The sequence below is a fragment of the Chryseobacterium sp. T20 genome, from assembly GCF_047345655.1.
Classification (GTDB): domain Bacteria; phylum Bacteroidota; class Bacteroidia; order Flavobacteriales; family Weeksellaceae; genus Chryseobacterium.
The window spans coordinates 261,375-274,677 of the sequence record NZ_JBLFDU010000004.1; the positions used below are offsets into that span (position 1 = coordinate 261,375).

General features: G+C 34.4%; 11 protein-coding genes. 5 read left to right on the plus strand and 6 right to left on the minus strand.

Features of this window, described 5'->3' with window-relative positions; genetic code table 11:
- Positions 1-548 precede the first annotated feature (548 nt).
- From ACMA47_RS12300 to ACMA47_RS12315, 4 genes are all read left to right on the plus strand, one after another.
- Positions 549-977 carry a transposase gene (locus ACMA47_RS12300; RefSeq protein ID WP_413930006.1) on the plus strand — a complete coding sequence of 143 codons (429 nt, stop codon included), beginning with the start codon at positions 549-551 and terminating at the stop codon, positions 975-977.
- 10 nt (positions 978-987) lie between these two features.
- Complete coding sequence (locus ACMA47_RS12305; protein ID WP_413930007.1) at positions 988-1,326, plus strand: helix-turn-helix domain-containing protein; 339 nt, start codon at positions 988-990, stop codon at positions 1,324-1,326.
- 510 nt (positions 1,327-1,836) lie between these two features.
- Positions 1,837-2,070, plus strand: coding sequence for a hypothetical protein (locus ACMA47_RS12310; protein WP_413930008.1), 234 nt, complete (start codon positions 1,837-1,839; stop codon positions 2,068-2,070).
- Between the two features lie 13 nt (positions 2,071-2,083).
- Positions 2,084-2,884: a GLPGLI family protein gene (locus ACMA47_RS12315; RefSeq protein WP_413930009.1), complete on the plus strand. Its 801-nt coding sequence runs from the start codon at positions 2,084-2,086 to the stop codon at positions 2,882-2,884.
- A gap of 1,288 nt (positions 2,885-4,172) precedes the next feature.
- Here ACMA47_RS12315 and ACMA47_RS12320 read toward each other — a convergent pair.
- The 4 genes from ACMA47_RS12320 to ACMA47_RS12335 all read right to left on the minus strand — a co-directional run bounded on the left by ACMA47_RS12320 (position 4,173) and on the right by ACMA47_RS12335 (position 8,278).
- Positions 4,173-4,394, minus strand: a complete 222-nt coding sequence (locus tag ACMA47_RS12320) for a phosphate ABC transporter substrate-binding protein (protein ID WP_413930010.1) — start codon at positions 4,392-4,394, stop codon at positions 4,173-4,175.
- 790 nt (positions 4,395-5,184) lie between these two features.
- Positions 5,185-5,709: a DUF6584 family protein gene (locus ACMA47_RS12325; protein ID WP_413930011.1), complete on the minus strand. Its 525-nt coding sequence runs from the start codon at positions 5,707-5,709 to the stop codon at positions 5,185-5,187.
- A 241-nt stretch (positions 5,710-5,950) separates the two neighbouring features.
- Positions 5,951-6,610 (minus strand): hypothetical protein, encoded by a 660-nt coding sequence (locus tag ACMA47_RS12330; RefSeq protein ID WP_413930012.1) that lies wholly within the window; start codon positions 6,608-6,610, stop codon positions 5,951-5,953.
- Positions 6,611-6,760: 150 nt separating this feature from the next.
- Positions 6,761-8,278 (minus strand): TROVE domain-containing protein, encoded by a 1,518-nt coding sequence (locus ACMA47_RS12335; RefSeq protein WP_413930013.1) that lies wholly within the window; start codon positions 8,276-8,278, stop codon positions 6,761-6,763.
- Between the two features lie 429 nt (positions 8,279-8,707).
- Here ACMA47_RS12335 and ACMA47_RS12340 point away from each other — a divergent pair, with 429 nt between their 5' ends.
- Positions 8,708-9,160, plus strand: coding sequence for a VOC family protein (locus ACMA47_RS12340; protein WP_413930014.1), 453 nt, complete (start codon positions 8,708-8,710; stop codon positions 9,158-9,160).
- Between the two features lie 83 nt (positions 9,161-9,243).
- Here ACMA47_RS12340 and ACMA47_RS12345 read toward each other — a convergent pair whose 3' ends face one another.
- Positions 9,244-10,587, minus strand: a complete 1,344-nt coding sequence (locus ACMA47_RS12345; protein WP_413930015.1) for an SWIM zinc finger family protein — start codon at positions 10,585-10,587, stop codon at positions 9,244-9,246.
- Between the two features lie 3 nt (positions 10,588-10,590).
- Positions 10,591-13,287 carry a DUF6493 family protein gene (locus tag ACMA47_RS12350; protein ID WP_413930016.1) on the minus strand — a complete coding sequence of 899 codons (2,697 nt, stop codon included), beginning with the start codon at positions 13,285-13,287 and terminating at the stop codon, positions 10,591-10,593.
- Positions 13,288-13,303: the final 16 nt, after the last annotated feature.

The window sequence follows — 13,303 nt, forward strand, 5'->3', positions numbered from 1 at the left end:
CTGTTAATTTGAATAATTCACACATCAGTTCTTATAATATGTTAATTTTAATTAAAATAAATACATAAGGTGTAATTTTTATATTTATGATTGTTTTTACTTCTTATTTTTGTCTACATTTGAAAGCGAATAAGCAATTATTTGGTACTAATTAAAAATTCAACGAGTAAAAAGCTGTTTATCAACCTATCCACAGCTTCAACTCTTAGAATTGTATAAAACCTTAATAGGTTATATATTATTTCACACAAATGGCAGGAAAAGAAGTTTGAAAGAGAAGAAGAGAAAACCATTGAAAATAAAGAATATAATCCAAGTACATTAAGGTGATCCCTACCCACCTGTTTTTAAGATATTTGGCAAAATTCAAATCTATTTTATAAGATAAATCGTCTTATGAAAACTATTTTAATATTCTTAATCATAATTTCTATTCTTTATCAATTTCAAATTTCTGTGAATTATTTCCTACCAAGTAAGATAATATATATCACCTATTCTCGTTTTTTTATATATAAGTTTAAACAAAAGAACAATATTTAGTAAAAATGTTATATAAAGAAATCCATATTGAGAAATTTATTAAAGAAAGAGTTGATGAAAATGAAATTACAGTAGAGAGGATATGTAAATTTTTAAGTAAAGATGAAGAGGCTGTCGAAATGATGTATGACAGCAGATCAATGGATACGGATCTTCTTTTAAGATGGAGCAAATTGCTGGAATATGATTTTTTCAGACTTTACAGTTCACATTTGATTTTATATGCACCTCCATCGGCCGTTAACAAAAACCAACAGAAGTCCGAAAAAACACCTTATTTCAGAAAAAATATTTATACACAGGAAATCAAAGATTTTATTATGAAAAGAATTCTTTCCGGTGAAATGACTCAAAGTGAAGTCATTAAAGAATATTCTATTCCGAAAAGCACTCTCCACAGATGGCTTCAGAAGAGTGATAACGCAAACGGATAAACAGATAAAAATGCGCCCTAATTACAAAAAAATTTACCAGGATATGCTGAGGATGGAATATCCCGAAAAGCTTAAAGATCCAAAAGTTAAAGACCTTCTTGAAAAGCTTCATACGAGTGAAGATGTTCTTAAGTTCAATGAAAAACTGTTCAAGCAATCCAGAGAAAATCAAAAGCTCAAAACCTATGACAGGCAGACTATGTTAAAACTGCTTCAGTATCAAAAAAAACATGGTCATTCTACGAGCTATATGTCACGAAAATATAAAATAAGCAGAACAACGCTTTCAAAATGGAAAGGAATGTTTGAAGAAGAGCTTGAAAATACAACAAAAAATGCCGGTAAGTAATCTACCGGCATTTTTTTAAAGGTAATAGTAAGGAAAAAACCGGGCTAAACGTTTGCCGGAGTGACCGGCTTCGCTATTCCTTCATTTTTATAATCCATTTATATGATGATGATTTTAAATAAGATTGGAATCGTTTCTGAAAATCAACAAGAAAAACTACCTATTAAATTCGTCAATGGAAATGCGGGGAAATTATTAGGGAGATTCTACTCAGAAAAAACATATGTTTCGTTTGATGCTAAAACAGAGTATCAAAATAATTTTTAAATTCTAAAAAAGGAGCTTTTTTATCTATTCCCGAACTAATTTCGGAATATTTATTCCTCAATTGAAAAAGCGCTTAAAGCAAATTAAAGAATATTATGAAGCTAAATCTCTGTTTTACTTAGCTCGTATTCTACACAATAACAAAGTTTTAGCAAATACAGACATCCATAATTGTGAATAAAAATTAATTGGTATACTTGTCATAAGATTGCAATCACAAAAAACAATTTAAAAAATTATACAATGATGAAAAAATTAATTTTATTAGCAGCCTTTGGAGCTGCTGGTCTTGTAAGTGCTAAAGAAAGCGTTTTGAATGCTAAAGAAAAAAATGATCAAAAAGCAGTTGAATGGTGTGGAACCGTTACATACCATACATCTTGCGGACTTCCTATTCAAGACTCTTATTGTACAAGTTGGGGAGAACAGTGCTTAATGGATAATATGGCCTTATTGGATGAATATTTTTGTGGTTAAAATTTAAGCTTTAATGTTAAAAATATTTTCAATAATAATTTTAATGAACAGTATTTTTGTTTTTTCACAAGACAAGAATACTGTTCTTTATTCTAACTTGATTTGTAAATATCATGTTAAATTTCTCAAAGATTCAACAAATAAATCGAGTGAGAGAGAAGAAATAATGACACTTTTCATTGGGGACAATGTTTCTCTTTTTAAAAGTGATCAAAAGGCAAAAAGTGATTCACTAAAAGAAGCCATTGTAAAAAATAGTATGAACAATATTACTTCAGGGAATCTTAGTATTGATTTTTCAAAAGTTCCACGAGTAAATATACCTCAAGAAGTATTATTAAGAAATGGCAAGCTAAAGGTTTATGATAAAGTATTTAAAAATTTGTTTTCATTTGAACCAACTAATAAAGTTGAATGGAATTTATTAAATGAAACAAAAAAAATAAATGGGTATAATTGTAAAAAAGCTATTGGTAAATATGGAATGAGGAAACTTACTGTATGGTATACCCTGGATATTCCAATATCAGAAGGTCCTTATACTTTCAAAGGTCTTCCAGGACTTGTTATTTACTTAGAAGATCAAAAACAAACCTATTCTTTTGAATTATTTTATTTGAAAAAAGAAAAGCGGGAAATTATACCTCTTAAAAATGATGCTCCCACAACCTACGAAAAATTTTCAAATGCAAGACAAAATGCTAAGGATAATGCTGTAAGTAATGTAGGTGGACTTCTTCATAGAGAAATGACAAAACAGGAAATGGACCTAGTAAGGAATAACGCTGGAATGTCAAATAATTATTTAGACTAAAGCACCTTGAAATAAGGTGCTTTAGTCTAAATAATGACACAAAGATCTTTCAATGTCGAACTTGCGGTTTCTTTTATGATAAGACAAGGCAAAAAATGAATAATGTAGTCGTGCTCTAACCAACTGAGCTACTCTTCCTATATTGACCGTGTTTTTTTGTTGTGGAAGAGACGGGATTCGAACCCGTGACCCCGTCGTGATGAGCGAAGTAACATTTTTCTACGGCACTTGTTTGTTTTTAAAATAAAAAAGAGGCTAGATTCGAAAAGACTTGTACAAGATCACTTTCATGACCTTCTGGAGTCGAACCAAATTAAACCGAAGTAGGCCTTTTCTATGGCACTCTTTTACAAATCAAGGTAATATTTTTCAGAATCTTCCGTGCATTTGCTCTACCTGCTGAGCTACCTCTCCTTTTCGAGGGAGAAGGCAGGATTCGAACCTGCGACCCAATGTTTACTCAATCTCGAAGTATGATTCTAAGACGACACTTGATTTTAATTATTCATAGTTATTAGTTTTCTTTTTACAAAATTATATTCTTATTGCGCATTCTTTTTACGCAGTTGTTTTTTTATTAAAAACCAAGCAATGAATCATAAGAGTAATTGATGTTCAATTGAAAGTTGACGATGAAACTCTTATCAACGGCATTGGTTAGCTACCGGGCAATCTGGTGAAAGACTCTGTCAGTTTGGAATCGAAGGAGGTCTTTCTAACGGCACCAGTAATATTAACACTGCAAAATTATATTGTAGGTACGCAATCTTTTTACGTAGATTATTTTTTATTTACCTATTTGTTCGTTTTGCCTTGAAGCAAAAGAACCAAAAATTCAAGACCTGGAAACTACGGCTAAAAATAACCTACATTCTCTAAAAATTCTAAAACTTGCGCGAATCTAATGTTACTTTTTCGTTTCACTTTCTGTCTCGCGCTTCAAACAGTAGAATTTTCTTAACGTTCGTATAGCTTATTTTCTTAACGCCTCCATTTCTTATGTCATATTTCCATAGTTATCATTGATGTGATTTAAATAAAAGAGGCTAGATTCGAAAAGACTTTTACAAGATCATTTTCATGATCTGTTATGGAGTCGAACCAATATTATACCGAAGTAAGCCTTCTCTACGGCACTCTTTTATAGTATCAGGGTAAAAGCGGCGGAATCTTTTCTATACCATCTACTCTGCCATTTGAGCTACATTCCGTTTACAACAGGAATGGCAGGAATTGAACCTACATCTGACGGGGAACTCGAAGTATGATTCCAAAACGACACCTGATTTTAATTTTTCCATTGTTTCTTTCTGTATTTCTTCCAGTTTCGCTGGAACTTTGTATACCTTGCATTCACCACTTCAAAACCGTGTGGAAAACAATATGAACAACCCATATCATTTCCGTACATCAATCTTGAGATCCGTACGCCTGAAATTTTCTTTGGAAAGTCGATTAATCCATATTCATTGAATCCGAATTTTTGCCTTAACGTTTTAGCTTTTTTCATAAGTATTGAGTATTAACCTCAATACAATGCTTCTTTTAGATCTGGTTTATAATTATTCACGGTTATTAGTTTTCTTTTTACAAAATTATATTGTTATTGCGCATTCTTTTTATGCAGTTGTTTTTTTATTAAAAACCAAGCAATGAATCATAAGAGTAATTGATATTCAATTGAAAGTTGACGATGAAACTCTTATTAACGGCATTGGTTAGCTACCGGGCAATCTGGCGAAAGACTCTGTCAGTTTGGAATCGAAGGAGGTCTTTCTAACGGCACCAATATTATTAACACTGCAAAATTATATTGTAGGTACGCAATCTTTTTACGTAGTATAATTTTTTATTTACATATTCGTTCGTTTTGCCTTGAAGCAAAAGAACCAAAAGTTCAAGACCTGGAAACTCCGGCTAAAAATAACCTACACTCTCTAAAAATTCTAAAACTTGCGCGAATCTAATGTTACTTTTTCGTTTCACTTTTTGTGTCGCGCTTCAAACAGTAGAATTTTCTTAACGTTCGTATAGCTTATTTTCTTAACACCTCCATTTCCTATGTCATATTTCCATAGTTGTCATTGATGGAAATTTCAACCTTTTATTATTATTTTTTCATTGATGTGATTTAAATAAAAGAGGCTAGATTCGAAAAGACTTATACAAGATCATTTTCATGATCTGTTATGGAGTCGAACCAATATGATAACGAAGGAGGTCTTTCTAACGGCACCAGTATTATTAACACTGCAAAATTATATTGTATGTACGCAATCTTTTTACGTAGTTTAAATTTATTAAGAAAATAATGATGAAATCATTTCAAAAAGTTTAAAAATACCTAACAGAGGAAGTGATATAATAAATCCTACGATTAAACAAATTCCGATTTTACTTAAAAAGCCTGTTTTGTTTTCTGAATAGTTTTCTTTCTCTCTTGTTTTGGCTTTGAAAACTGGAATATGTTTTGTGATTTTAAGACTATGTTGTTCAAGTTCAGTGATTACTTTCAATGCATATTCATCAAGCAGATTTTTATCTCCCCTGAAAATAATATCTTTTAAAATAGCATTTCCTGAATTGCTTAAAGACTTTCTATAAATCTCTACAGCATTTTCCATTTCATTATTCTCCGGTGTGGACAAAATCCAGAACTTACCTGCTTCATCAAGAAATCCTGCTTCAAAATAAATCTGTCCTAATTTTTTTCTTAGGGAAAGATCATTAGGAAACTGATTGATCATATTTCTTAATCTGTCGCATGCTTTTTTCTTTCTGCCTTCTTTAAGATCCTTTTCAATTCTGTAAAATAGATTTCCCATTGTTTTTTAAGCAGTTTTATTTTTCATTTACATATTCGTTCGTTTTACCTTGAAGCAAAAGAACCAAAAGTTCAAGACCTGGAAACTCCGGCTAAAAATAACCTAAACTCTCTAAAAATTCTAAAACTTGCGCGAATCTAATGTTACTTTTTCATTTCACTTTCTGTCTCGCGCTTCAAACAGTAGAATTTTCTTAACGTTCGTATAGCTTATTTTCTTAACGCCTCCGTTTCCTATGTCATTATTTAATTCCAGCCAATTGTTTTGAAATTTTCTCGGAATATTTATAATTCATCGTTTTTAAAACAGATAATATTCTGCTTTTTAAATTGACTTGTTGCATGATTACTTTTTCCAACTCAGTTTTAAGTTCGGATTCTTCTACTTCTGCAACAATTTTTATATTTTCAACATCTTCAACATTGGATTCTGTATATTCTGAGAAAAAGACTTTTCCATTTTCTCTTTTGTAAAACACCCACGGATGTCCTATCCAAAGCATTCTCCATTCTGAAGTTGGTGTCTTAAAAATATTTTCCCAATCTTCAATATTACTTATATCACTACAACAGCTAGGTTGTATCAGTATTTTATCTTCTATTTTTAATACAATTCCGCCGTCAAAGGCCATGATACCAATATCTTCTTCAGATTCGTCTGATTCCATATCTTCTATTTTGGCTTCTACAATCATCTTAAGATTTTCATCATCGATGGTTTCAATATCCACCAGGCAAGATCCTTTCTCAATAGCCTCAAAATTAAAATTCAGCTGAGAAACTACTTCTTCCCATTTGGCAAACCATTCTTCGGGATCGGGATAATCTGAAATTTCCGGCAATTCGAATTCTTCTTTGGAATATCGTAAAGGACTAATTTCAATGGTATTAATGAGTTTCATAGTATATTGTTTAATTTATAGCCCCGATTACAACGGCATCCTTTTTCTGAAGGGCTTGATGAAAGCTTTGGCGAAAAAGATAAAGTGGAAAGCGGGATTAAGCTCCTGAATATATTGATTGTTTTTTCTATATTTTAAAAGCAGTGCCTGTTACAGCACTACTTTTTGAATCATTTTCACTGCAGATTTTTTGTCTTCCAAAGCATTCAATACATCGAAAATTTTGTCTGACCAACCTGCAATAAGGTGTACATCATCCTTCCTGATATCAAGCGGCTGCGTACCATAACCTGCAAGGTCAAAAATATACAGCTTTGCATGAGGTGCGATGGCTCTGTATTTTTTCCACACGTCTTCAAAGGAGTTTCTGTTTCCTGTGCTATCCCACATCTGAGTATCGGTGAACAGCATTACTTTATCTACCTGCTCTCTTCTTTTGATGAGATCTTCAATTACCAGGTAACCATTGGTGGAATATCCTACCTCACCTTCACGTTTGTAGAATGCATCTACATTCCTTAAAATACCGTTTTTCGGCATGGGAACTCTCAGCCAACGGTCACCGAAGATACCTGTCACCACATTTTTACACTGTGACTGGAGGATCATAGACATCAGCAAACCGATATCATACAGTAAAATTTTACTTTTGCTGGAAACTGCTTTCTGCATAGAACCTGACACGTCGGCAGCGATCACCACTGATGTCTCAAAACCAAAACCTTTGATGTTTCTGGCACTCACCACAACAGCATTTTCCAATGCTTCCAATACTGAGGACAGATAAGGAGAATCAAAGTTTTTTAATTCTCTGTAAGCCGCCAGGAATCGGAATGGGAGCTGCTTTGAATTGGTTACGGCTCTTTCATCGGAAAGATATCTGCACACTTTGTTCATCGCATCAGACGATACTTTAGCTTCCAGGATATTCCTCAGGTTTCTCATAGTGGCCATATAGCCCAGTTTGCTGCTGAAGATCAGTTCTTCCCATTTATTTTTGACAGCCAGTTTTCTTTCTGCATCATTTGCAAATTTTGTCTGACCCAAAACGGAAAGCTCTACTTCCCATGTATAAGGCGTTTCCAGCGTATTGTTCGCAATTTTGTTGAAAACTGCCTGCTGATTTTCATCTTTAGCTTTCGGATGAACCAGGAATAATGCATCTTTCAGCGTCACTTCTGCTTTTCTGTTGTATTTTGCAAACTGGTATTCATCAAACTTATTGAATGATTTTACCAGACCTTTCTGAATCTGTTTGGACAGTTTATTCAGTTTCTTGGTATCTGTTCTTTGATTGGCAAGCTGGTAGTATGCCAGCAATTCTGTGATTTCATCTGCTCTCTGAACGATTCCATCTACTGTTTTACTTACAAGGTCTGTACCCGAAGTCTGCTTTGCCAATTCAGTTGTCAAAACCAATGGGATAGATCTCAGATACATATCTTTTCTTGCATATACGGCCAGCTTTGCCACAAATTCAGGATCATTTTTTTTGATCAGAGACTGGATTCTCGCCAATCTGTCATTTCCTTTTTCATAGTTGGCATCTGACAGCCCTGTTGTAACAACAGCACTATACAATTCTTCTGCAGGCGTCATGGCATATGCTTTTGCACCTTCGTAGTTCTGTACTACTTTATTTTCTTTTTTTAAAAAATTAAATTTCATGGTTACTGTTTTTCTTGTTAAACATGGGAAGGATTGATACTTCCTCTCTGATTTCTGATGCAAAGTAAAAACAGAATTACGCAACCTTTTTGCGTAGAAAATTTTTCTTCGATTTTTTTTTAAATGATTCTCGCAGATTATACAGGATTACACTGATTTTAAGTTTTGGCTGAAGCCGAATGAAAGGTGTTATATTGAGAAGGCGGGCTAAAGCCCACCTCTATTGAATAATATTGATTTATAGAATTTATTTTAACCACAGAATACACAGATTAGCACAGATTCTGTGGCAATACAATCAAATTCATCATTTATAATTTATAATTCATCATTATAAAATCCTTCTATCATTCATTTTCATTAAAGAAATCGCATATAGAGCGTTTCCAGATGAGAGTTTTCTAGCTTTGTTCTTATTAAAATTAAGCTATGATTAAAGGAATATATGAGACTCATGTTCAGGTGAGCAATCTGGAAAATGCAATACAATTTTACACAGATATATTAGGACTGAAGCTCGCTCATAGAGATGAAACCAGACCTATTGCTTTTTTATGGGCGGGAGAAGGAAAAGAGTTTATGCTGGGGCTTTGGGAGCAGAAGGAGAATCTTCAGACCAGACATTTTGCTTTTTCCAGCAGTAAGGAGGATATTTTGAATTATTCTGTGGAGTTTCTTAAAAAAAAGAATTTAAAACCTTACAATTTTCTGAAAAACGGAACTGTAGAGCCTATGGTATTTGCATGGATGCCTGCATTGGCTATTTATTTTAATGACCCAGATGGAAACCAGCTTGAGTTTATTTCTATTCTGGAGGGTGAAGGCAGACCGGAACTGGGAGTGCTGAGCTATGAGGAATGGATGAAGCAGACTGATCATTAATAAGACACTCATACAATACAGAGGCGCAAGATGTTGCACCTCTGTATTGATCAACAAAATGATAAGATGAGCATTGGCAGTATTTAAACATTAACCAGTTTTTTCACTGCTAATACATGTTTACAGGGACCTCTTTCCCCCTGATATTTACTGAACCACTCACAAGTACAGCGTTCTTTTTCTTCCTGAATAATTACTGTATGATATATACCAGTTCCTTTTACTCTGGCTTCTGTTCTTTCTTTATTACTATTTAAGATTTCTACTTTTCCGTCTTCAATCAATTTTTCCGCGTTTTTTATGCGGGGATTAAGCCCGATAATACGGCTTAATTTAAAAGGAAGTCTACGATAGAAAAACTCTCTGTCATTAAGATCGTAACCAAGCAATCCCATTGCAGCGAGTCTGCCAGTACTCTTTTCAACTTTTTCAAAACTGATATTCTCTTCCGAGGCAATTCTGCCAGGATTAAAAGTCTGATTGGCATAGGCATATTTATCCAACGCATCAATCCACTCATCAGGAACATCTGAAATCAGGCTATCCAACACTGCACCTTCACCTGAAAAGCCTCTCCAGCATTCTCTCGATAAAGAAAAACTGAACCGGATATTTCCCATATTGAGTTGCCATGTGGTAGACTGCATATTAGTATGTGCGAAAACCTGCAAACCATCAATATAAGGAAGAAGAGGTTCTAATAGGCGCAGTCTGTGAAGTCCTCCTATACAAACAGAATCTGCAGATTTTACCGGAGAAAAAATGGGTTTATTTCCTCTCACAATTAAATAATAATCTGACTTCACCACTCCTTTTGGCATTCCTCTGAACAATTGCTGTGTCTGGATTTTATTGAAAGTATGACGCTTTTCGGATTCTGATAAATACACCTGAACAGTTCCCAGTCCTTTGATCCATTTAGCTGGCAATGGTACTTTTCTTTCTATTATTTTGCTTTCCCCCTTGTATAGTCCTACTTCTTTTTGTCCTACAGAAAGCATAATTTTTTCATTCGGACGGATGCTTCCCAAAGCTGTTATCATAGGCTGATTGAAATCCACATTCGTTGTTCCGTTTTCAAGAAACTCTCCATCCAATCCCTCAGGCAACACATCTACTCTTGCATACACTCCTGCGCAATGAGAAAAACCTTCAAACCTTAATCTTTCATTTCCTGCTGTCACTATAGGATCTTTAAGAAGTGCCATCTGAAAAGGCGACAGGTTAAAACTGGATTTCACAATGTTGGAAAGTGCAATCAGACATCGGGCTAAAATAAAGGGCTGTCCTACATTTCCCCAGAAAAAGCAGGGAACATTGGTATTTTTGTCAATCTCACTGTATTTAGCAAGAAATAACTCTTCAAGTGCACCTCTCCTGACTAAAGAGGATGCTCCTGAATAGTTATAAATAAGCGTATCTTCCATGTTCTATTTTTTCAGAAGAAGATTACATATTTTTTTAAGACTCGAGTTTTCTTTCCAGCTGTTTAATTTTTCAACGACTTCCTGATGTACTGATGAATGGTTCAAAGCCAATACTTCATGATAGATTTCCAGAATTCTTTTCAGATTGGTAACTGGCTCTTCCATTTGAAGTAAAATATTGAAAATCAACTCTTCAAGAGCCGCATTATGATTTTTACTTACATTGAGCATATGGTGTTGCATCAGATCAGTAAATCTTTTCACCGGTGCCCATTCTAATTTTTCGTGCAGACCAATCACTCTTCCAAGTCTTGCATTATCCATCATCTGACCAGAAACATGTTCAAGCCAGATTTCAGCAGCTGTTCCGCGAATGGTTTTATCACTGTCCAGGAAAATAGTCCCCAGAAAAAGATATCCAATTTCATCGAGAGGTTTTTTAATCTGATACAGCGTATTTGCAGTATTCAGAACAAGACTTCTTTCAAAAACTTCTGCAATTCCTGAATAGAAAAGGCAGTATTTAATTACCTTCGCCAGCGCGTTTGCAGGTGTATTGGGGAAGCAAAGCATCAGTGCAGGAATTTCGTTAAGCTCTTTCTGCTCAGCAACAAAATATTCCATGAACAAAGGTTCTTTTCTTTTTTCAAGATGATATTTTGGAATCGTAATGTTCAGCTCTACCGGATAATATGAGTTTTTCTTATTGTCAATGGTTTTCCATTGATAATCCCCTGAAAAGAATTCTGCAGGAATATTATCATATCCGAAATTTTTAAATTCCTCAAAAACAGTTTCCGGTGAACGGGTAATTCCAGCTGTCATCCACCACGAAGGGTGTATAAACTTACCTTCCGGCTTTGCATTTTTTCCAAAGAAGAAAAGCAGTAATTCTTTATATTCACCTTTTAATCTTTTCTCTACTTCTGCAATAGCTTTTGAAGTATCATCTAAAGCACAACGTTGCAGGGCTAGCTGAATATCCAGATAATGAGGCTCTGCATTATTATTCTGGTAATTCTCCAATCTCTCAACCAGCGTTACAGGAGAAATCCAGCATGGTGCATGGGTGATAGGAAACAACAAAGGGAGTTTGTCTCCGGATTTTATTTTTTCAATGGCATAGATGGCAATTTCCTTAAATGCCTGTCTTGCCGGACAATCTGCTCCTACATCTTCTATAGGTCCCAATTTTTTCTGATAATTGGAGTAAGACTCTCTCGTAGCTTCCTCTTCTTTGGTTTTCTGGTATATTTTTTCCAGATTCTTTAGCTGAATCGGATATTTTTCCATTAAAGCTAGCCCATAATTGATGATTGCATTGCATAGTAAAACATTCAGATAAGGAACTTCCCATTTTGCAATGGTCTTACAGGCTTTCAAAAACACAGGTTCCATCAGTTTTACAGATTCTTCATCTACATCTCCTGCAAACCTTATAAATCCAGTCAAAGCAATATCACAATGGTAGCTATACGGATCGTCCATTGCTAAAGGCAGATAGAACATAAGATCTTCAAAGTTCTGAAGTACCTGCACCGCATTTTCATCTGAAGTCAGCAATAGTTTTTCTGAAGCTATTGCTTCCAGTTCAGGCTGTTTCTCTTCAATATATTTTACCAAAAGAGGACGTACATTGGTTAATATATTATCTGAATAATGAGAAAGCGCCACTATCATATTTTCTGAAGCCGGAATGTATTTAAGGATGATCTTGGCAGCTTTTGATTGTATCTCATCATCTTTACTGACAAATGCTGTACTTAAAGCCATTCCAAGCATATCCGGATCCATTTTCTTTCTCTGGAATATTTTTTCAGTAAGTCCCAGACTGGAAACCACTACTGTTTTTACCTCAGAGCTTAATAGATTCGGAAGATAATGTGAAAATTCTTCATTCTTAAATTCTGAAGTTCCTACAATCTTTTTCAAGTGGGATAATATTGTATTCACAGCTTTTGACTGTGAAGAAACGAGCCCTGCAAGTAGTTCATCCTGTAGATCAGATAATTCTTCTTCCGTTGGTTTTAATGAGGTAAACGCATCCATAAACCAACCCGTGACATTTTTATTAAAATTCCTGTTGGCAGCCAGAAGGCACTCTTTCAGAAATCTTTTTCTTTCAATTTTCTTATCTGTAATAAGTTTTTGAACAATAGGAAACCATTCTTTGCGGAAAGGCAAAGATTTGGAAGGGAATTCACACAAATACCAAAAATGAGTATTGAGTGTTTCAGGATGGCGGTCAAGATCAGCCGGATAATTGCTCAGATGATGTCCCAACAATTCTGGTTTGGGCTGTACATATCCTTTTTCTGTCCATCCTAAAATATCTTTATAATTAAATGCTGTAAATTCAGCTTCAACTGATTCGTTGATAAAGTCTGAAAACCAATCCGGGCATCCCCATTCCAGTATCTGATCAGTCTGTTCTACATTGCGGAAAAGACTCCAATAGTTTTTACCGAAATTCTTTTTGTCCATGCAGACAAATGAAGCAATATCTATAATGGAGTGCTGATTCACAGATCCTGCCGTATGGTAGGAGTTTTTAGTCATTACAATTTTACTGATCTCACGGTCCATTTTCTTGATAGACGGTACCAGTGTTTTCCTTTCTTCAATACTAAGCTCTTTTAGAAAGGGAATAATCTCATGTATTTTTTCCTCATTAAGGATCTCATAAAGTCTTTCTTTCATGGTGCTTTAATTTGAT